The following is a 20,294-nucleotide window of genomic DNA, read 5'->3' as shown; positions in this document are numbered from 1 at the left end:
AGCCAAAGGGCTGATCACATCGATTCAGCGGCCTCTACGCCCATCAATGCGAGACCGTTCTTGACAGTCTGCCCTATATTTTTGGCTAAGAAAAGCCTCGCGGAGGTCGTTTCCGGGTCGTTAACCATTATGATCCGCTTATCAGGCCGGTCATTGCCCAGATTATAAAAGCCGTGAAATGCGGCCGCCAGGTCGTTTAAATAGAATGCGACTCGGTGAGGCTCCCGCGATGCCGCCGCCGACTCGATGATCCGCGGAAATTGCGCCGCCATCTTGATCAGGTCCATTTCCTCTTCACCGAGACGATCCAGATGGTCGGAGGAAGGCATCACCCCGTCTTCCGCCGCCTTGCGCAGCATCGACTGGATCCGGGCATGGGCATATTGCACATAAAAGACCGGATTGTCGCGCGAGGCTTCCATCACCTTGGCAAAATCGAAGTCCATCTGCGCGTCCGCCTTGCGGGTCAGCATGGTAAACCGCACGGCATCCTTGCCGACTTCCTCGACCATGTCGGCAATGGTCACGAAATTGCCGGACCGTTTCGACATTTTCTCCGGTTCACCGTTGCGCAGCAGGCGCACCATCTGCACCAGTTTCACATCGAATTTTGTCTTGCCGCCGGTCAGGGCAGCGACCGCCGCCTTGATCCGCTTGACGGTGCCGCTGTGGTCGGCGCCCCAGATGTCGATCAGTTCGTCGGCGCTTTGCGCTTTCTGGAAATGATAGGCGAGATCGCCGCCAAAATAGGTCCAGCGCCCATTGGACTTCTTGATCGGGCGATCCTGGTCGTCGCCGAACTGGGTCGACCGGAACAGCGGCAGTTCGACCGCTTCCCAATCCTCGATCACCTTGCCCTTGGGCTGTTCCAACACTCCGTCATAGACGAGATCGCGGGAACGCAGCTCCGCTTCGGCAGCATCCGCCTTGCCCGCTTCGTGAAGCTCGGCTTCGGAGGAGAAAACATCGTGCCGGATGCCGAGCAGGGCGAGATCGGAGCGGATCATGTCCATCATCTTGGCAACCGCCGCCTTGCGGAAGATCAGCAGCCAGTCGGCTTCAGCCGCATTCTTGTATTTGTCACCAAATTCGGCAGCCAGCGCTGCGCCCACCGGCTTGAGATAATCCCCGGGATAAAGCCCCTCGGGGATAGTGCCAATATCTTCACCCAGCGCCTCGAGATAGCGAAGATGCGCCGACCGGGCGAGCGTATCGACCTGCGATCCGGCATCATTGACATAATATTCGCGGATCACCTTGTGGCCAACCGCCTCGAGCAGATCGGCCAGCGCATCGCCGACCACCGCGCCGCGGCAATGGCCCATGTGCATCGGCCCGGTCGGATTGGCCGAGACATATTCGATATTGACGGTGACGCCCTTGCCCTTGTCGGAGCGGCCATATTCCGGGCCGAGCTGCTCGATTTCCAGCAGTTCGCCAAGCAGAACCGGTGCTGCGACGCGCAGGTTTATAAATCCGGGACCGGCGATATCCACCGACTGCACATCATCCAGAGCGGACAGCTTCTCGGCGATTTCGCCGGCCAGGTCGCGCGGTTTCATAGCCGCAGCTTTCGACAGGACCATCGCGGCATTGGTCGACAGGTCGCCGTGGGACGGATCGCGCGGCGGCTCGAGCGTGACGTTCGAACGATCAACTCCGGCCGGAAGCACCTCCGCTTCGGTCAATTCATCCAATATCGCATCAATATGCTTTTGAAAAATATGGAACAGCATGATGGGTTCAATTCGTCACAGGAAATGGGGCCCGACAGGATCAGGCACGGTTGGTTGTCAATTCAGGCGACCCTATCGGGTTGCGTTATATTGTAACTGTGCCTGGCTCAGCTGGAAACCGACAAGCAGTTCGAACGAGGATCGCGCGACCGCTGCCTTGATCGTCGGATCGGCCAGCGGATCGAGCGCCGCATCGGGGTCCCCAGGCTTGCGGCGACGAGTCAGGCGTTCAATCACCTCATCCGGCAGACGCGCGGCGGAGGCATCGACGTAGGAGCCGGCCTTGGCCGAAGCTGTTGCCCGATAGGCACCATCGGCAAATTGCAGCGTCACATTGCCGATCCGCTTGGCGACCACGGCGGTGCCACCCTGAACGACAGTAGAGAAATACGGAATCGTCACGGTACGGGCACCAGCCGGATTCATTCGCGAGGCGTGCACATCAAATGCCGCTTCGCTGTAAATCCGGGCGCTTTCGCTGTTACAGGTCGAGCGGACGTTGGTGATATAGGCGACCACGTCAATTGCGCTGGCATCGGTGCTGCTTGCCGGGTTGAAGATGGTGATGTCACCGGTATGATCGGGCACGGCAACCGCCGGGCAACCGGTCCGGATCACCGAAATACCAACGCCCGAGCTGAGGTCGATCGCGCCTTCTCTCGAACATCCTGCGACGGTCAAAGCCATGACTCCCGCCAACATCATTTTTCTCAATCGGCCATTCGCCATCATTTTCAATCCTTGCCTTTGATCACGGGCAACACACATAGGCTTCATGCGCGCCGATAAAAATTTCGCAACCCTTATCTGGGCCTTTAATGCGGTGCAACCGTCCAGAAGATGAACAGACAGGCTTTTCGCCGGTGAACTTATTCCCTAAGAGCTGAAAACATGATTCATTCCGATAAGCAGAAACGGCAGATTGACTTGCTTGTGGCCGCGCCGCGCGGCTTTTGTGCAGGGGTCGACCGGGCGATTAAAATCGTCGAACTGGCGATAAAAAAATATGGCGCGCCAGTCTATGTCCGCCACGAAATCGTGCACAACCGCTATGTTGTCGATGAATTGAAGAAGCTGGGCGCGATATTCGTCGAGGAACTGGACGAGGTGCCGGACGGTGTTCCGGTGGTCTTTTCGGCCCACGGCGTGCCCAAGGCCGTGCCCCACAAGGCCGAAGAACGAGGCCTGGACTATCTTGATGCGACCTGCCCCCTGGTGTCGAAAGTCCATCGGCAGGCAGAGCGACAGACCGAGGCCGGGCGCCATATCATCTTTGTCGGCCACGCCAATCACCCCGAAGTCATCGGCACATTCGGCCAGGTTGATGAAGGCCAGATGACACTGGTCGAGACACTGGCCGACGTGCATGCCTTAAATCCCGACGATCCGGAAGCGCTGGCGTTTCTGACCCAGACCACGCTGTCGGTCGATGACACGCACGCCATTGTCGAGGCACTGCAAGCCCGCTTTCCCAATATTGTCGGCCCGAAAGGCGAGGACATTTGTTACGCCACCTCCAATCGTCAGGATGCGGTGAAGAAGATTTCCGAAACCTGCCAGCTGGTTCTGGTGATCGGCGCCCCCAACAGCTCGAACAGCCTGCGTCTGGTCGAAGTCGCCGAACGCGGCGGTGCTGCCGCCAAACTGATCCAGCGGGCCGATGAAATCGATCTCGCCTGGCTGGACGGGGTCAGCACGCTGGGCCTGACTGCCGGGGCTTCCGCACCGGAAATACTGGTCCGCGAAGTGGTCACTTTGCTGGAGCAACATTTCGATATCAGGGAAGAAAAAATCCGGACCGCGGACGAGAATATGGTCTTCAAGCTTCCGCGCGGTCTGGAAGCGGCCTGATGGCAGTCTATACGAAGGTCAGCGCAGAGGAAATCGACCGGTTCCTCACTCGTTATGATGTCGGTACGCTGGTGTCTGCCAAGGGCATCGCCGAGGGCGTCGAGAACAGCAATTATCTGCTGGAAACAACGCAGGACAAGTTCATCCTGACCCTTTACGAAAAGCGCGTCGATCCTGCCGACCTGCCCTTTTTCATTGCCTTGCTCGATCATCTGGCCGACGCGGGCTGTCTGGTACCGCCGATGCTCGCGGACCGTCAGGGCACCAAGATCCAGGAGCTATGCGGACGCAGCGCCTGTCTGATCACCTTTTTGCCCGGCGTGTCGGTCAGCCATCCAACCCCGGACCAGGCCAGGGCAACCGGTCGGGCGCTGGGAGACATGCACCGTGCCCTGGCGGATTTCACGCTGGAACGGCGCAACAGCATGGATCACGAGGGCTGGCGGGCGCTGGCCGAACAATGCGGACCGGCGCAGCTCGACGATATCGCCCCCGGTCTGGCAACGGCGATTGCCCAAGAGCTCGATCATCTCGATCAATATTGGCCCGACAATCTGCCGCGCTCGGCTATCCATGCCGACCTGTTTCCCGACAATGTGCTGATGCTGGACGATCGGGTCACCGGGCTTATCGATTTTTATTTCTCCTGCACCGACATTCGCGCCTATGATCTCGCGGTGACCCACGCCGCATGGTGTTTCTCCGAGGATGGTTCAACCTTTCACGCAGCGATATCGCAGGCTCTGCTTGATGGCTATATATCGGCTTTTCCGCTCAGCGATGCCGAACGCCAGGCGCTGCCTCTGCTGGCCCGCGGCGCGGCACTGCGTTTCCTGCTGACCCGGGCCTATGACTGGATCAACACCCCGGCTGACGCGCTGGTCACGCGCAAGGATCCGCAGGCTTTTCTCAACCGGCTGCAATACTATCAGGGCCACGAGGATATTTTTACCGCATGACCGAACCGAAAATCGTCGAAATCGCGACCGATGGCGCGTGCAAGGGCAATCCCGGCCCGGGTGGCTGGGGCGCGCTGATCCGGCATGGCGACAAGGAAAAGGAAATTTCCGGCGGCGAGCCGGATACGACCAACAACCGCATGGAATTGCGCGCCGCGATCGAGGCGCTCAACGCGCTGAAGCGCCCTTGCAAGGTCAAGCTCTCGATCGACAGCACCTATGTCAAGGACGGCATTACCAAGTGGATTTTCGGCTGGCAGAAAAATGGCTGGCGGACTGCTGCCCGCAAGCCGGTCAAGAACGCCGATCTCTGGCAGGATCTGCTAAAGGCGGTAGAGCCGCACCAGATCGAATGGCACTGGGTCAAGGGCCATGCCGGTGACGCCGACAATGAGCGCGCCGACCAGCTGGCGAGCGACGCTGCCATGAACGTCGCCGCCAAGCGGCACAGTTTTTAAGCCAAATATCTAGCTATTGTCTTCAATCTCGGCATTCGGCCCGTTTTTCAGGATCGAGCTGATCGCGTTCTTGGCGCTGGCCTTGCTGGAATAGCCCTCGGTCGAGAAAATGACTTCGCTATTATATTTGAAGCGGACTCGGAACTCGCCCTTCTTGTCTTTCCAGATCTCAAACTTGTGCGCCATTGCTGTCATCTCCTGTGGTTGATGAGCAAACTATTGCGCATTCCGGCTGCCTGCGCAACCGGACCGTTGTAAAACGATGTTTCCTAGGTAAATCGCGATGCCGCATAAAGGCTCGCATCCACGCTCCGCAGGCTTTCATCAGGCACCTGTCCCAGCAACAGCGACCGGGCCAGTTTGGCCGCAGCGGGGCCCGTCTGGATGCCAAAGCCGCCCTGCCCCGCGAACCAGAAAAAATCCTCGCCAGCCGAATCGAAACCGATGACCGGCAGCCGGTCCGGCGCGAAGCTGCGCAAGCCCGCCCACTTCCGGCTGACCCGTTTAATCTCCACATCCATCGCCTTTTCAAAACGGTCAATGGCCGTTGCAACGCTTAGTTCATCCGGCGCCACATCACCGGGCTGCGAAGGGATCTCGTCATGCGGACTGAGCCAATAGGCCCCGCCGGCTTCCGGTTTGAAATAGAAGCTGCCATCCAGTCCGACGACCAGCGGCATCGCCTGTGAGGACGGCGGATCGGTTTCGATCTGCACCATATTGCGGATCAGCGGCTGAATCCCGACCGGGTTCACGCCGGCCATCCGGGCTATATTGTCAGCCCAGGCACCGGCGGCGTTGACCAACAGGGCTGCGCGGCAGCTATGGTCGCCGGCGGTCAGCTCCCACATGCCGTCCTTTTTCGCGATCGCACTGACCGGCGCCCGGCAGACCAGCGCGACGCCCTTGCGGCTGGCGTTCTTGAGATAGGCCGCATGCAGCGCCGCTACATCGATATCCCGGCAATCCGGCTCGTGCACAGCATGCTGCCAGGCCGGCTTCAGATTGGGAACCAGGGCAACGGTCTGCTCCCGCGACCAGCGCTCCATTCTCACGCCGCTGTCCGCAAAATCGGCCATAAACTGCTCGGCCAGATGCTGCTCGTCATCGCGACCGATATTGACCGCGCCGCGCGGGCCAAGAAAAGGGGTGTCCGAAAAATCGGCCGGCGGGTTTTCCAGAAAAGCCCGCGAAGCAGATGTCAGCGGCTGGACCAGCGGCCCGCCATAGCTTTCCGTCCAGAAAGCGGCCGAGCGACCGGTCGCATGATAGCCGGGATGATCCTCGGCTTCGAGCAGCAGCACCGAACGATCGGCACCGATTTCGGAGGCGATGCTGGCGCCGGCGATACCGGCCCCGATTATAATAACGTCATATTGCTTCATTTTTGGGGGCTACTCGGTCGAGAAAGGAAAAACAGCTGGCGAGCGCGTCGTTGCGCACATCATCAACTTCACGAAAAATTTCATGGGCGGATTCCGCTCCATAGAGTTTCATTTCGGCGGCGGGCATCAGATGCACCGCACGTTCGATAGTCGGATGATCGACCAGTTCATCGGTCGATGTCGCGAGCACCAGAACGGGTATGTCCAGCTGCATCAGCCGTCTGCGGTTGCGCAACTGGCGGGTCGAGGAATAGGCGCGTTCAACCCAGCGCCAGCTTGCCGGCCCCAGCCGCACAAAGGGACGCTCGCGGAACCAGAAAAATTCGTCCGCATAGCGGTCAGCATCATGAGTCAGCAGCGCCTGCCGCGGGACATAGGGTTCCAGCGGGTTTTCGATCGGTTTCCACGCACGGCGCGCGCTACGGCCAATCATACACATGATCTTTGCCGCCAGTTGCGCGGCCCATTCCGGCATGCCGCCGCCAGCCGGAGCAAGCATCGGCGCGCTCAGGATCGCGGCATCAGGCCGGATGCGCTGCTCGGTCATCGCCCGCAAAACGATATGTCCGCCCATGCTGTGACCGACCACGATATGCGGCCCGGGGTGGCTGGCACGCCAATCCTCGAACAGCGACTCCAGATCAGCCACCCACGTCGCGAAATCGTCGATATGGCCGACGTGCGGGTGCGGGCCGCAACGGCCCGAACCGCCCTGCCCGCGCCAGTCTGCCGAAGTGACATTCCATCCCTGCGCGTGGAAATCGTGAAAGGTCTCAAGATATTTTTCGTAAAAATCGGCCCGCCCGGTCATGAACAATACGGAGCCTCTCGGCTTCTGCTCCCGATCCGCCTGCTGCCATTCCAGTTTGCGGAATTCCCAGCCACCCGGACCGGTCCATATCCCTTCTGCGGCATCTGCCGGGACGGACCGGCGATCAAAGCGTTCCTTTTTCAAGTCTGTCATATCACGCTTTATCGTTGTCACAGGGTCGAACAGAAACCGTTCCGGCAATCATGGTTACTATTTGGTAAGGCAAAATAACTAGACGGTCTGTCCATGGATAGTGAAACCTTCATCTACTTGCTCTGGGGCGGATTGGCAATTGCACTGATCGTAGCCGCAATTACAGATATCAAAAGCCGCCATATCTCCAACTGGCTGAACCTTGGTATTGCTTTGGGGGCGCCGGTCTACTGGATATCCAGCGGCATGAGCCTCTGGCCGGAGATGATCGGACAAATCGGCCTGGCTGCCGTCATATTCACCATATTTGCCGCAATGTTCGCAGTCGGCGCAATGGGCGGGGGCGACGTCAAACTGCTGACTGCCCTGTCATTGTGGATGCCTTGGCTGACATTTCTGGAATTGCTGGTGATCATGTCGATCGCCGGCGGTCTGCTGACTTTGTTAATGATGATCGGCAAGACAATCCAAAAGACCGAAGGTCCACTAAAGGTTCCTTACGGGGTCGCGATCGCTTTTTCCGGGCTCTGGATGATCTGGGGCATCACGGGACATAGTTCACAAACGATATTTTAACCATTTTCCTCGAAAGAGGCATTGACCGCCAATGGAACCAATCGGGCGGGGGTATTCAGGAGGCGTTAAACGTCATGGACAAGAAGAAAATCATTCTGCTGGTGGGCGCACTGATTGTTGCTGCGGTTACGGCACTGCTCGCAAAGAATATGTTTGATGGTGCCTCCGCGCCACAAGTTGCTGCGAAGAAAGCCGAAGTGCTTGGCGAGGAAGTGCTCGTCGCAACCCGAGCTTTGCCCGTCGGCACGATCATCACGCCCGACAGTTTCCGCTTTCAGCCCTGGCCGAAGGATCTGATCGAGGATGTCTATTTCATGAAGGAAGGCACGGATGTCGGATCGCTTGCCGGCACTGTTGTCCGCAATCCGGTCACCGCCGGCCAGCCGCTCACCAAGGGCTCGCTCGTCGCACCGGGTGATCGCGGCTTCCTCGCTGCCGCGCTTGGTCCCGGCATGCGCGCTGTCACCATCCCCGTATCGGGTTTGACCGGTGTCGCAGGCTTTGTATTTCCTGGCGACCGGGTCGACCTGATGCTGACCCAGTCGGTTCAGGGCGAAGGCCCCGAGCTGAAGGTTTCCGAAACCGTGATCCGCAACTTGCGCGTGCTCGCCACCGATAACCGGGTAACAGCTACGACGAACGAAGCCGGCCAGCAGGTCGCCAAAAAGGCAAAGCTGGTTACGCTCGAGGCCACACCGAAAATTGCCGAACAGATTTCGGTCGCTCAGACACTGGGTACCTTGAGCCTGTCGCTGCGCTCGCTCGCCGACAGCGCCGCTGAACTGGAAGAAGCCATAGCGTCCGGAGCAATCAAGCTGCCGAAAACCGATGACCCGGTTGCCGAAGCCGACATGATCCGCTCGCTGGCCGCACGCCCCACCAGCACGAAATCAAGCTTCTCGACCGGCGGAGACGTATCCCGCTTTGAAACGCGCTCGCCGCCACCACTGGCCGAGAAAGAAAAACCAAAAGGTCCGGTAGTCCGCGTAGCGCGCGGCAACACGGTCAATGATATCGAATTTGGAGACAAATAATGGCCGTAGTATCTGCACAGCCTGGCCGTCCGGTGAAAAAGGCCATCGGCGCGACCGTCGTCGCCGCCCTCGCCCTGGCTCTGGCTGCAAACAGCACCACTGCGCTTAACGCCCAGTCGGTCAATGTATCCCAGCCGGATTCCCGGATCACACTTTCCGTCGGCCGTGGCAAGCTGATCACGCTGCCTGCTTCGATCGAAGATATTTTCATCGCTGAAAATGCCATCGCCGATGTGCAGGTCCGTTCGCCGCGCCAGATCTATATCTTCGGCAAAAAAGGCGGTCAGACGAGCTTTTACGCAACCAGCGCGTCCGGCAAGGTAATCTATTCGGCAGAAGTCTCGGTCGGTGCGGAAATTTCCTCGATCGACCAGATGCTGAACCTGGCCATGCCAGAGGCAAATATCGCGGTCAGCACGACCAATAATTTCGTGCTGCTGACCGGCACCATTGCCGATCCGGACGATGCGGAAGAAGCCGAGAGCCTGGTCCAGGCCTTTGTTGGCGACGCCACCCGCGTGGTCAGCCGCCTGAAAACCTCGACGCCGATGCAAGTCAATCTGAAGGTCCGTTTTGCCGAGGTCAGCCGTTCGCTGGCAAAGGAAATCAACGGCAATCTGCTGACCCGCGACACCACCGGCGGCTTCCAGTTCGGTGTATCACGTGGCCGCAGCTTCGGCACGATCACCGACTTCGACACGTCAGCCTTTCCCAATCTGGATGCATCCAGCCTGTTCGGCCTGCCGGCAGGTTCGGTATCGCTTCCGTTCAATACGGCAACCGGCCAGTTCGTGACTCCCGGCGGCACATCCTTCAACTATAATGCCGGTTCCGATCTCAACACCATACAGGCGGCAGGCCGGCTGTTCGGTATCGATATCGCCACCGCTCTGGACGTATCCGAACGCGTCGGCCTCGTCAGCACATTGGCATCGCCAAATCTGACCGCCATTTCAGGCGAAACCGCGACCTTCCTGGCTGGCGGCGAGTTTCCCATTCCGATTTCCACCGGACTTGGCGAAGTCTCCGTCCAGTACAAGAATTACGGTGTCAGCCTGTCTTACACGCCGACCGTGCTTTCCAACGGCCGGATTTCGATCCGCGTGGCACCGGAAGTATCGGAAATCACCACCAATGGTGCGGTCATCATCAACGGCTTCAGTATTCCGGCGGTTTCGACCCGGCGGGCAGAGACCACGGTCGAACTGGGATCGGGCGAAAGCTTCATGATCGCCGGTTTGATGCAGAACAGTTACAATTCGGCCATCGACAAGACACCGGGTCTCGCCGATGTTCCGATCCTGGGATCCCTGTTCAAATCGGATGGTTATCGTCGCAACGAAACCGAGCTGATGATCGTGGTTACGCCATATCTGGTAAAACCGGTCAACGACAGCGAGATCGTACTGCCAACTGACGGCTTCAAGGCAGCCAATGACGCGGAACGGTTCCTGATGAATCGCAATCACAGCGATACCGGTGCCGATCGACCCAAGCCGAGCATGGCTCCGGCCACTCCGGACAGCCAGAGCTTTGGCAGCCTGCAAACGCCGGCACCGGTCCAGTCGGCCAAAAAATCCAGCAAGTCGGGCGGCAGCGCTCCCGGTTTCAGTTTCGATAAATAAGCCCGATCAGGAGAACAGATCATGCGCATCGTTTCAATGGCACTCATCACCGCTCTCGGGCTCTCGGTTACCGCTTGCGGCAGCACCACCGCGAACCGCAGCGTTTATAGCGAACGACAACCGGTCGTTTCCAAATCAAATTTCGTGCTGGACCTGAGTGCCGGCAACGGCGGCCTGTCCACAGCGGAGCAAAATCGCCTGTCCGGCTGGTTCGACGCTCTCGAACTGGGCTATGGCGATCGCGTCTCGATCGATGACCCGAGCTATTCGGCCAGCCCGATGGCAAAGGCCGCGGTTGAGAATATCGTAGCGAGCTACGGTTTGCTGATCAGCGAAAACGCACCGGTGACCGAAGGCAATATTGCCGCCGGCCTGATGCGGGTCGTCGTGACGCGCACCGAAGCCTCGGTGCCGGGATGCCCCGATTACAGCTATCGCAGCCACACCGATTTTCAGGTGCGTACGAGCGCCAACTATGGTTGCGGCACAAACAGCACCCTTTCCGCCATGATTGCCAATCCGGAAGATCTTGTCCGCGGCCAGACGGCCGATGGCGAAGATCAATCGCAGGCTTCCAAGGCCATCCGTGCCTATCGTGACAAGAAAGTTGGAGGACAATAATGAACGCTCCCTGGAAACCTGGCTCGGTCAACGGACGTGAACCATTTGCCGCATTTGTCTGTGATGATGATACGCTGGAAATGTTGCGGCCGGTTGCCGAAGAAATGGGCCTGCCGGTCGACAAATGCAGCAAGGGTGGACTGCGCAATGCAATCCAGACGCTCTCTGTTTCCGCCAGCCCCAACATCCTGCTGGTGGATCTGTCGGAATCCGGCGATCCGCTGAACGATATCAATTCGCTGGCCGAAGTATGCGAACCGGGCACCGTCGTGGTCGCCATGGGTCAGGTCAACGATGTCCGTCTCTATCGCGATCTGATCGTCAGCGGTCTGCAGGACTATCTGCTGAAGCCGTTCAGTCCCGATCAGCTGCGCGATGTTCTGGCGCAGGCCCAGGCGGTCATCAACGCGCCGAAAATCGACGATCAGCAGGCCGAGAAGCCGCATATTTCAACCGCCGTAATCGGCACCCGTGGCGGTGTTGGCGCATCGACCATCGCCACCTCCCTGGCCTGGCTGCTCAGCCATGACCGGGAACGGCTGACCGCTCTGCTCGATCTGGACGTCCATTTTGGTACCGGCGCGCTGGCGCTGGATCTGGAACCCGGTCGCGGCCTTACCGATGCGATCGACAACCCGAGCCGCATCGACGGGCTTTTCATCGAACGCGCGATGATCAAGGCCAACGAGAAACTCTCGCTGCTCTCCGCAGAGGCCCCGATCAACTCGCCGATTCTCACTGATGGCACGGCCTTTTTCCAGCTTCAGGAAGAATTCCGCGCCGCATTCGACTGTACGGTGATTGATCTGCCGCGCGACATGCTGATCAACTATCCGCACCTGCTGGGCGATGTGAACGCAACCGTCATCGTGACGGAATTGACGCTGGCTTCGGCGCGAGACTGCATTCGTCTGCTGTCCTGGTTGAAGTCCCATGCCGCGCAAAGCAAGGTCTATGTCGTTGCCAACAAGGTGCAGACGACCAATCTGGAAATCAGCCGTCAGGATTTTGAAAGCTCTATCGAGCGCAAGATCGACATCATGATTCCGCACGATGCCAAGACTGCCGCGCAGGCCGCAAAACTGGGCCAGGCAATGGTCGAGGCGGGCAAATCAAGCAAGGCATCGGCAAAGATTGTCGAACTGACAAGCCTGGTTCTGGGCTCCGTGAGTGGCGCGCAAGACCCCGAGGAACAGGGCAGCAAGAAATCGTTCAAGGACAAGCTGGGCGATTTCAAATCGCTGCTGCCGTCAAAAAAAGCCAAGGAAGAAGTGCCTGAGGCCTGAAGCGGCTTCCAGACTTTCTTGGGCTTGATAGGGATTAGACAATGGGAATGATGCAAATTGCGATATTGGGTGCTGGTGTTCTGGCGGTTATGCTGCTGCTCATCTTTGCCTTCGCTGGCCCGTCGAAATCCAAGGCCACGGCGCGACGGCTGGACAAGGTCAAATATCGTCATTCCGACAGTGCCGATGTCCGGGTGGAAGCGCAGATGAAAAAAGCGCTGTCGGCGCGGCGCAAAACCACGCGTCCCCGGGGCGAGACGATGACCAAGCTGGAAACCTTGGCAATCCGGCTGGAAAAGACCGGCAAACAATGGCCGCTCTCCTATTTTTTCTATGCGGTCGGCGGCCTGTTTGTGGTCGTATCCGGCTTGCTGCTGCTCAAGGGCGCTCCGCTTCTGCTATGCCTGTTCATCGGGCTTCTGGTGGGTGCCGGAATACCGCATTTTGCCGTCAGCTTCATGATCAGCCGGCGCGTTGCCAGATTTACCGCCTCTTTCCCGGATGCCATCGAACTGCTCGTTCGTGGCCTTCGTTCGGGTCTTCCGGTTACGGAAACGATTGGCGTCGTCGCCAAGGAAATCGACGGTCCCGTCGGAGAGGAATTCCAGAAGGTGGTCGATCGCATCAAGATCGGCCAGACTATGGAAGACGCGCTGCAGGAAAGCGCAAAGCGCATGGAAACACCCGAGTTCCAGTTTTTCTGCATCACTCTGGCGATCCAGCGGGAAACCGGTGGTAACCTCGCGGAGACACTGTTCAATCTTGCCGATGTGTTGAGAAAACGCGGGCAGATGAAGCTCAAGATCAAGGCGATGTCATCGGAATCCAAAGCTTCTGCCTATATCGTCGGCTCGCTGCCGTTCATCGTCTTCGCGCTGGTTTACACCGTGAACCCGACATATCTGTCCGGATTTTTCTACGAGGAACGCCTGATCATCGCAGGCCTGGGCGGCCTCTGCTGGATGGGCATCGGCGTTTTCATCATGGCCAAGATGGTCAATTTCGAGATTTAAAATGAAGGTACAAGGCAAATGACAAGCGGCGGCGGACCAACATTATTCGGCATAGACGTGCTCTGGGTTGCGACCATATTGGCTGCCGTTGCTGCGGCGGCTGTATTTTTCGCAATCTATGCCGCCGTGACCGTTCGCGATCCCATGGCAAAACGGGTCAAGGCGCTCAATGAACGCCGCGAACAGCTGAAAGCCGGCATCACCGCTTCGACTACCAAGAAGCGGGCCAAGCTTGTCCAGCAGAATGACACCACCGACCGCATGCGCAACGTGCTGGCCTCGATGCAGGTTTTGCAGGACACCCAGGTCAAGGAAGCGCAGCATAAGCTCGCTCAGGCCGGTATTCGTTCAAAAGACATGGCGTTTGTCATCATTTTCAGCCGCCTCGTCCTGCCGATCATATTGGGCGGTGGCGCAGCGCTGGCGATCTATGGCTTCGACTATCTGGCCGACTGGTCCGATCTCAAGCGTTTCGGCGCCTTCGCCGGGGCAACGATATTGGGCTACAAAGGCGCTGATATTTACGTCAACAATATGATCGCCAAGCGCACCGACCTGATCCGCAAGGGTCTGCCCGACGCCATCGATCTGCTGGTCATCTGCGCGGAAGCCGGTCTGACGGTCGATACCGCCTTTGCCCGCGTTTCAAAGGAACTTGGCAGCGCCTATCCCGAGTTGGCCGACGAATTTTCGCTGACCTCGATCGAACTGGGCTTTCTGACTGAACGCAGGCAGGCATTCGAAAATCTCGCCTATCGCGTTGCCCTGGACCATATCAAGGGCGTAGTCACCACGATGATCCAGACCGAGAAATATGGTACGCCGCTTGCTTCCTCTCTGCGGGTGCTATCGGCGGAATTCCGTAATGACCGGATGATGCGCGCAGAAGAAAAGGCCGCGCGCCTGCCGGCCATCATGACGATACCGCTGATCATGTTCATCCTGCCAACCCTGTTCATCGTGATCCTCGGCCCCGCGGCCTGCTCGATCTCCGATGCAATGCTATAGCGGCTGAATAGATCGGAAAAATCAGGAGAGCGGCAGGAGACTGCCGCTCTTTCTCATTCTGCCGCGATAGTGTCGGCCGATGTCTTGATCCTGGCCAGCATGGCGGACAGTTCGGCTTTTTCCTCGACGCTGAGAACCGACATGATCTTCTTGTCCATGGCCTGCGCGGCTGGCAGGATCTTGCCATAAAGATCACGGCCCGCACTGCTCAGCAGCAAATGGTGCGAACGGCCGTCAGCGGTATTGGGACTGCGGTCGAGCAAGGCGCGATCAACGAGATTCTTCACAGCCCGGTTGACGGTCACCTTGTCCATCAACGTCGCCTCAACCAGTTGCCTTTGGGTCGAGGCACCGCGCGTTCCAAGCACCGACATCACCCGCCATTCCGGAATCTTCAGCCCGAAAAGACTTTTATACTCGCCCGCGATCACGTCACTGACGGCGTTGGACGTCGTTGAGAGCTGGTAGGGCAGATAATCGTCGAGCTTAAAGGTCATAAATAATATTTATTCAATTTTGGCGCGAAGTCCAACCCAAAATGTCCGGGGGAAGGCGCGTTCTATTATTCCGTTGTTGCTGACAGCAGCCTCTACGCGGGCATCGAGAAGATTTTCAACCCGGGTTTCAACCAGCAGGCGATCATTGACGGCCAGCGCCAACCGGCCATCAAGGGTAAAAGCGTCGGCAAGACTGAGAATATTGACGTCGTCCTCATATTGCTGGCCGACATAGCGGGCCGACAGGCTGGCGCCGGTACCGGCATCATTTTCCCAGCGTATCGAGCCGGATGCATTGTGCCGCGGCACCTGTGCCGGACGAAAGCCGTCGACGGCAGCCGCGTCACCCGAGCCGTCCACCTCCGCGTCGACATAGGCATAGGCCGCGCGGACGGTCAGACCGTCCACCAGCTTTCCGAGATCGAACAAAGCGTCGATTTCAACGCCACGGGATTTTATCGCATCAAGATTCTGCCGCTGGCTATAGGTTCCATCCGCCGCGACAAAGCCGACGCCCGGAAAAACGCCCGGACCATTGGCCAGGGTCACATTCGCAACGGCATTGTCCAGCTGGTTATAAAAGGCGGTCAGGCCAAGCGTGACAGGGCCATTCTGCCAGTCCAGACCCAGCTCGGCGCCCTTGACCCTCTCCGGTTCAAGCAATTCATTGGCCGCGGTTGCATCGGAGCCAACCCGGAAGGGCCGGAACAGTTCGTTCAGCGTCGGCAGACGCCAGCCAAGATAGGCGGCACCGCGGAACGTGAGCTGATCATTCATGTCATAGGCAAAACCGCCGCGACCGGTGAATTCGGTATCGCTGCGACTGGCAAAATTCTCGTCCGTCCGGACCGCGCCGGGAAAGGGACTGATCAGCTCTATCTCCTTGCGGAAACCGCCATCGATCGACCAGAAATCCAAACGCCCGCCACCGGTCAGGACCAGCGCATCGCTTGCCTGCACGCTTGCTTCAACAAACCCGCCATAGGTCGATGTGCTGCCCCCTGCCCTGCGGCTGCGACGCGGCGTGTCGTTATCGGCAAAGAAGAAATTCTCCTTGGTCGTCCCCTCGGTGCGCCGCCAGTCACCGCCGAGGCGAAGTTCGACACTGTCGCCCACGGGGGGGCGCACCTCAAAGCGCGCGCCGAGGCCGGTCGATGGCACGCTGAACTGTTCAAACACGCGATTGACCGAATTGCGATCATCCGCGACCCCGCCAAAGCTGACATCGAAATTGCGGATCTGGACATAGGCGAGTGCCGACCATTGCCAGTCGGAATAGCGATCGACCAGCCGGATGCTGGCATCTGCGCCGTCATTGTGGTTCTCGCTGAAAGCAAAGCCGCGTTCGCGATCGTCGGTAAAGGCGCGGACATTGGTCTGCAGCTCGACAGTATCGGACAGCGGCGCGACAAAGCGGACAGCAAGACCGGCCTGCTCATATTCCGCCGGGCGATCCACCGAACCGCGCTGGCCTTCGATGATCGGAATGAAGCCGTCACCGCGGGCATAATTGGCAGAAATAGTGAGCTGTCCCTGCCCCAGTTTGCGGCCGAACAGCAGATCCGCGTCGACGCTGTTGCGGCTGCCGTAAGCCGCACCCAGCTCGATCCGGTCACCGACAGTATCGCTGAACAATTCGATGGTTCCGGATATCGCGCCCTGCCCGTCGGTCACGCTGCCGCCACCGCGGGTAATCCGGGCGCTGCCAAGAGCCAGCGCATCATAGCCAGGCCAGGCGACCCAGCCGCCAAAGGGATCCGCTTGCGGCACACCGTCAAGGATCAGCAAGGCCCGGGAAGAGGCATTGCCACCCAGCCCGCGCAGCGTAACGCCCTGGCTGGTGGGATTGGCGGAACGCGCGTCGGAGCGGCGAAATTGTTGCAGTCCGGGCACATCGCGCAGACTGTTTTCAACGGTCTGTGCAGGATCGAATGTAATTTCGGTCGCGTTGTAAACATCCTCGGCGAGCGCTTCCGGCAATCCGGTGACGACAATGGCGGGCAAACGCATGTCGGCAAACACAATCTGGTCAACCTTGTCGCTGTCTTGCTGCTGCCCCCATGCGGGAACAGGCACCAGCGCCATTGATGCCAATAACGGATAGGCCAAAACTGATGTTTTCATGGCTTAGCCGTTCATCCACTTCTGATGGACCGGCATATCGTCCGGCAGCCGGTGATAGTCCTGCGCGTCACAGGCGAAATGGGCGCTGTCCGCCTTGCCGAAGACACTCGGATCATCCAGCGTTCCGACTTTCAGGATCACAGCCACTTCAAAGCCCGGCGCGCGGGTCGCCAAATGGGTACCACACTCAGCGCAAAACTGGCGGGTGACGCCATTTTCGAGATCATCCCGTTTGAAATCCTTGACGGCACCCCTGGTGATTTCAAACCCGTCCGCCGGCATGGCCATCAGCAGCAGACTGTTGCCGCCGGTCGTATATTGGCATTCGCGGCAGAAACATTCCGCTTTCAGCATCGGTTCGCCCTCGGCCCTGTACCGCACCGCTCCGCAATAGCATCCACCTTCGATTGTCATGTCATTGATCCTTCACTGCTTCGGGAGCGGCTTTCTGAAAAGCCTCGCGCTGGTTGCAAGCCGCATCAATCCGCACCAGTCTGGGAAAATCCTGCAGGTCCAGATCGAACCGCCGGGCATTGTACATTTGCGGCACCAGGCAAATATCGGCTAGATTGGGCTGATCTCCGCCAAATAGTCCGCTTTCCGGCGCCAGCGCTTCCAGTGCAGCAAAGCCTTCTGCAATCCAGTGGCGGTACCAGGTGTCGATTATTTCCTGATCCTGCCCCAGTTCCGCCTTCAGATATTTCAATATCCGCAGATTGTTCACCGGGTGAATGTCGGCGGCGATGACCAGAGCCTGCGCCAGCGTGTTCGCCCGTTCGGCCGGATCACTGGACACCATTGGCGGGTCGTCATATTTCGCATCAAGATAGTCGATAATAGCCAGCGACTGGGTCAGGTCATGCCCGTCGATGCACAGCATCGGCACGAAACCCTGCGGATTGCGTGCAACATAGGCCGGAGCCTTCTGGTCACCATCGAGCAGGCTGGTGTTAATCGCTGTGTAGGAAACGCCTTTGAGATTGAGCGCGATGCGCACGCGGTAGCTCGCCGAGCTGCGCCAGTAATCGTAAAGAATAATATCGGTCATGCGCAGGCTTTGCAGAACGGGCAGAGGAATTGCAAGCTTGGCCGCAGTCACCCGATCAAGCCGCCCTCAATCGCAATCTCGCCGCGCGGTTCAAGTGATACGGATCGCCCCGTCCGTTTCGCCAGTTCCTCCAGCAGCGGCGCGGTCAACTTGTTCGCTACAGCCGGATGCACCGTCAGGCAAAGCGCACCGGTCCCGCGATCCCGTTCCGACTGCCGAAGCAGTTTCAGCGCCGCGTTGATCGCGCGGTTCGCCTGCATGATTTCGGGCAGCGACGGCCGGGCCTTGCGCCTGACAATCTGCATGAAACCGAAACCGTTGATCGCGGTCCGTTCGCAATTGCCGGTCATATTCTCATCAAAGAGAGTGGCGACGACGTTGCGCTCGGCCTTGGCTTCCAGCGTCGGGAAATCGACGCCAATATTGCCGCCGATATCAAATCGGACCAGCGCCAGCGCGATTTCCCGGGTCGCCCGCTTTGCCAGTTCAAATGGCGGCAGTGGCCCGTCGACATCGATCACTGTCATCGCCGGGGTCAGCGACAGCAAAAGGCTGCCACCCGCGAAGTCTATTCGTCCGCTTTCCGCCTGCTCAATGGCTTCGTGCCAGCCGTGCTGGGCAAAAACATCGTCTTCATGCGTATGCACCTGTCTCACCGGCAAGCCGCTGGCGCTGATCTCCGCCAGCAGATCCGGTCCTTCACCCGCGGGACGGTCCGGTTCAGCGGGTCGCGCCTTGGCCCGCTTTGCCTGCCCGCCTCGCTCTGTCATCGCGGCTCTGACAATCTCCACCCGGACCATCGCCCCTTCGGTCAGACCATCGGGAAGCGGCTGCAGCAAGGCCTCCTGCCCCCCGGGCAAGGTCACGATTCCGGATTTTCCGGCCACCCATTGACGGGTGAATTTCGCATCGAGTACCGCGCCGGCTCTGGCACTCGCCCCCGCGCGTTCAACGCGTACCTGGGCCAGATCACCATTTTCCAGCCGCAATGCCCGGTTTTCACCGATCCCGGCTTCGTAAAGCCAGCCGCTGGCAAATTCAGCCAAGGGGATAACCCGCGCTGATCAACAGGTTGCGGGTTTCATATAGAGGCAGACCCATGACGCCGCTGTAGCTGCCCGCCATCCAGGTGACAAAGGCTTCTGCCGTGCCCTGGATCGCATAGCCGCCGGCCTTGCCCTGCCCTTCGCCGGTGGCGATATAGGCTTCGATCTCATGGGTCTCGAAGCGCTTGAATTTGACAATACTATCCGACAATTTCGTGCGCACCATGCCGTCGGCCGCGATCACGCAGACCGCCGACATCACATGATGGCGCCGCCCGCTGACCAGTTGCAGAAATTTGCGCTGCTCGGCTGCATCACCGGCCTGCCCCAATATCCGGCGCCCCACGGCAACCGTGGTATCGCCCGCGAGCAGAATTTCACCATCAGCCCGTTCGACTGCAGCAGCCTTCTCCTGCGCCATGCGCACGACATAGTTGCGCGGCAATTCGCCCCTGCGCGGTGTTTCGTCGATATCGGGAGAGATGATCCGGTCCGGCGTGGCGCCCAGACGACCGAGCAGTTCCAGACGGCGGGGGCTCGAGGAGGCAAGGACCAGTTTCATCGAAAACAATATCCTCTAAACCGTTCGGGCTGAGCTTGTCGAAGCCTTGCGCCACAATATGCCGCCTGCCGACAGCTGTCCTTCGACAGGCTCAGGACGAACGGCATACCATCATTTGAAACGATAGGTGATGCGACCCTTGGTCAGATCATAGGGCGTGAGTTCGACGAGCACTTCGTCGCCGACCAGCACGCGAATGCGGTTCTTGCGCATCTTGCCGGCGGTGTGGCCCAAAATTTCGTGGCCGTTTTCCAGTTCGACCCGGAACATGGCGTTGGGGAGCAGTTCGCGAACCATCCCCTTCATTTCTAGCAGTTCTTCTTTTGCCATATGGCGGTACATTTTCCCTAATGTTGCGGCAGAGCCGCGTGTTGCAGTGCGCCATAACGACAAATGTGCAAAAAGGGAAGGATTAGCTGCATCAGGCCATGGGATAAAGATTGTCACGGCATGACGTTTCACTTGCGACAATTTAATACAAAGAAATTATACCATTAGCGG

General features: G+C 58.8%; 22 protein-coding genes. 10 read left to right on the top strand and 12 right to left on the bottom strand.

All coding sequences use genetic code 11. From position 1 onward, the window contains the following. Window positions 1-14: 14 nt before the first annotated feature. Together argS and SPHFLASMR4Y_RS00295 are read right to left on the bottom strand one after the other, a co-directional pair. Window positions 15-1,739, bottom strand: coding sequence for an arginine--tRNA ligase (argS, locus tag SPHFLASMR4Y_RS00300; RefSeq protein WP_089131772.1), 1,725 nt, complete (start codon window positions 1,737-1,739; stop codon window positions 15-17). A gap of 69 nt (window positions 1,740-1,808) precedes the next feature. After that, window positions 1,809-2,423 carry a hypothetical protein gene (locus SPHFLASMR4Y_RS00295; RefSeq protein ID WP_260807022.1) on the bottom strand — a complete coding sequence of 205 codons (615 nt, stop codon included), beginning with the start codon at window positions 2,421-2,423 and terminating at the stop codon, window positions 1,809-1,811. A 204-nt stretch (window positions 2,424-2,627) separates the two neighbouring features. Here SPHFLASMR4Y_RS00295 and ispH point away from each other — a divergent pair, with 204 nt between their 5' ends. Genes ispH through rnhA form a run of 3 tightly spaced genes read left to right on the top strand, consistent with a single transcriptional unit; the run spans window position 2,628 to window position 5,004 of the window. Beyond that, on the top strand, window positions 2,628-3,587 hold the full coding sequence (ispH, locus tag SPHFLASMR4Y_RS00290; RefSeq protein ID WP_089131770.1) for a 4-hydroxy-3-methylbut-2-enyl diphosphate reductase: 960 nt from the start codon (window positions 2,628-2,630) through the stop codon (window positions 3,585-3,587). Next, window positions 3,587-4,546 (top strand): homoserine kinase, encoded by a 960-nt coding sequence (gene thrB, locus SPHFLASMR4Y_RS00285; protein ID WP_089131769.1) that lies wholly within the window; start codon window positions 3,587-3,589, stop codon window positions 4,544-4,546. Before ispH ends, thrB begins: the two co-directional genes overlap by 1 nt. Beyond that, a complete protein-coding gene (rnhA, locus tag SPHFLASMR4Y_RS00280) occupies window positions 4,543-5,004 on the top strand; it encodes a ribonuclease HI (protein WP_089131768.1) in 462 nt (153 codons plus the stop codon). The genes thrB and rnhA overlap by 4 nt, the downstream gene beginning before the upstream one ends. Before the next feature lie 9 nt (window positions 5,005-5,013). Here the strand turns inward: rnhA and SPHFLASMR4Y_RS00275 are convergent, their stop codons facing one another. The 3 genes from SPHFLASMR4Y_RS00275 to SPHFLASMR4Y_RS00265 form a co-directional block, all read right to left on the bottom strand. Then, window positions 5,014-5,190, bottom strand: coding sequence for a YegP family protein (locus SPHFLASMR4Y_RS00275; protein ID WP_089134585.1), 177 nt, complete (start codon window positions 5,188-5,190; stop codon window positions 5,014-5,016). Window positions 5,191-5,273: 83 nt separating this feature from the next. After that, a complete protein-coding gene (locus SPHFLASMR4Y_RS00270; RefSeq protein ID WP_089131767.1) occupies window positions 5,274-6,389 on the bottom strand; it encodes an NAD(P)/FAD-dependent oxidoreductase in 1,116 nt (371 codons plus the stop codon). Continuing rightward, window positions 6,376-7,353 carry an alpha/beta fold hydrolase gene (locus SPHFLASMR4Y_RS00265; RefSeq protein WP_089134584.1) on the bottom strand — a complete coding sequence of 326 codons (978 nt, stop codon included), beginning with the start codon at window positions 7,351-7,353 and terminating at the stop codon, window positions 6,376-6,378. Before SPHFLASMR4Y_RS00265 ends, SPHFLASMR4Y_RS00270 begins: the two co-directional genes overlap by 14 nt. A gap of 93 nt (window positions 7,354-7,446) precedes the next feature. Here SPHFLASMR4Y_RS00265 and SPHFLASMR4Y_RS00260 point away from each other — a divergent pair, with 93 nt between their 5' ends. From SPHFLASMR4Y_RS00260 to SPHFLASMR4Y_RS00230, 7 genes are all read left to right on the top strand, one after another. Then, window positions 7,447-7,929 carry a prepilin peptidase gene (locus SPHFLASMR4Y_RS00260; RefSeq protein WP_089131766.1) on the top strand — a complete coding sequence of 161 codons (483 nt, stop codon included), beginning with the start codon at window positions 7,447-7,449 and terminating at the stop codon, window positions 7,927-7,929. A gap of 74 nt (window positions 7,930-8,003) precedes the next feature. Continuing rightward, window positions 8,004-8,963, top strand: a complete 960-nt coding sequence (cpaB, locus tag SPHFLASMR4Y_RS00255; RefSeq protein WP_089131765.1) for a Flp pilus assembly protein CpaB — start codon at window positions 8,004-8,006, stop codon at window positions 8,961-8,963. Continuing rightward, window positions 8,963-10,588, top strand: coding sequence for a type II and III secretion system protein family protein (locus SPHFLASMR4Y_RS00250; protein ID WP_089131764.1), 1,626 nt, complete (start codon window positions 8,963-8,965; stop codon window positions 10,586-10,588). The genes cpaB and SPHFLASMR4Y_RS00250 overlap by 1 nt, the downstream gene beginning before the upstream one ends. Window positions 10,589-10,609: 21 nt before the next feature. After that, a complete protein-coding gene (locus tag SPHFLASMR4Y_RS00245) occupies window positions 10,610-11,209 on the top strand; it encodes a CpaD family pilus assembly protein (protein WP_089131763.1) in 600 nt (199 codons plus the stop codon). Further along, the gene (locus SPHFLASMR4Y_RS00240; protein WP_089131762.1) at window positions 11,209-12,495 is read left to right on the top strand and encodes a CpaE family protein; all 1,287 of its coding nucleotides are present in this window, start codon (window positions 11,209-11,211) and stop codon (window positions 12,493-12,495) included. The genes SPHFLASMR4Y_RS00245 and SPHFLASMR4Y_RS00240 overlap by 1 nt, the downstream gene beginning before the upstream one ends. A gap of 41 nt (window positions 12,496-12,536) precedes the next feature. Continuing rightward, entirely contained in the window at window positions 12,537-13,508 is a 972-nt protein-coding gene (locus tag SPHFLASMR4Y_RS00235; protein ID WP_089131761.1) for a type II secretion system F family protein, read from the top strand. An 18-nt stretch (window positions 13,509-13,526) separates the two neighbouring features. After that, entirely contained in the window at window positions 13,527-14,516 is a 990-nt protein-coding gene (locus tag SPHFLASMR4Y_RS00230; protein WP_089131760.1) for a type II secretion system F family protein, read from the top strand. 53 nt (window positions 14,517-14,569) lie between these two features. Here the strand turns inward: SPHFLASMR4Y_RS00230 and SPHFLASMR4Y_RS00225 are convergent, their stop codons facing one another. The 7 genes from SPHFLASMR4Y_RS00225 to infA all read right to left on the bottom strand — a co-directional run bounded on the left by SPHFLASMR4Y_RS00225 (window position 14,570) and on the right by infA (window position 20,123). Next, window positions 14,570-15,013 (bottom strand): MarR family winged helix-turn-helix transcriptional regulator, encoded by a 444-nt coding sequence (locus SPHFLASMR4Y_RS00225; protein WP_089131759.1) that lies wholly within the window; start codon window positions 15,011-15,013, stop codon window positions 14,570-14,572. Window positions 15,014-15,022: 9 nt separating this feature from the next. After that, window positions 15,023-17,137 (bottom strand): TonB-dependent receptor, encoded by a 2,115-nt coding sequence (locus tag SPHFLASMR4Y_RS00220; RefSeq protein WP_089131758.1) that lies wholly within the window; start codon window positions 17,135-17,137, stop codon window positions 15,023-15,025. A 3-nt stretch (window positions 17,138-17,140) separates the two neighbouring features. Then, the gene (locus SPHFLASMR4Y_RS00215; protein WP_089131757.1) at window positions 17,141-17,551 is read right to left on the bottom strand and encodes a GFA family protein; all 411 of its coding nucleotides are present in this window, start codon (window positions 17,549-17,551) and stop codon (window positions 17,141-17,143) included. A gap of 1 nt (window position 17,552) precedes the next feature. Further along, window positions 17,553-18,185 (bottom strand): maleylacetoacetate isomerase, encoded by a 633-nt coding sequence (maiA, locus tag SPHFLASMR4Y_RS00210; RefSeq protein ID WP_089134583.1) that lies wholly within the window; start codon window positions 18,183-18,185, stop codon window positions 17,553-17,555. A gap of 47 nt (window positions 18,186-18,232) precedes the next feature. Next, a complete protein-coding gene (locus SPHFLASMR4Y_RS00205; protein WP_089131756.1) occupies window positions 18,233-19,231 on the bottom strand; it encodes a ribonuclease E/G in 999 nt (332 codons plus the stop codon). Next, complete coding sequence (locus tag SPHFLASMR4Y_RS00200) at window positions 19,224-19,793, bottom strand: Maf family protein (protein WP_089131755.1); 570 nt, start codon at window positions 19,791-19,793, stop codon at window positions 19,224-19,226. Before SPHFLASMR4Y_RS00200 ends, SPHFLASMR4Y_RS00205 begins: the two co-directional genes overlap by 8 nt. 111 nt (window positions 19,794-19,904) lie before the next feature. Continuing rightward, the gene (infA, locus tag SPHFLASMR4Y_RS00195; protein WP_066742521.1) at window positions 19,905-20,123 is read right to left on the bottom strand and encodes a translation initiation factor IF-1; all 219 of its coding nucleotides are present in this window, start codon (window positions 20,121-20,123) and stop codon (window positions 19,905-19,907) included. Window positions 20,124-20,294: the final 171 nt, after the last annotated feature.

This window comes from Sphingorhabdus sp. SMR4y (assembly GCF_002218195.1).
Classification (GTDB): domain Bacteria; phylum Pseudomonadota; class Alphaproteobacteria; order Sphingomonadales; family Sphingomonadaceae; genus Parasphingorhabdus.
Note: the sequence above shows the minus strand (reverse complement) of the source record. Positions and strands in the feature narration are given on the sequence as shown.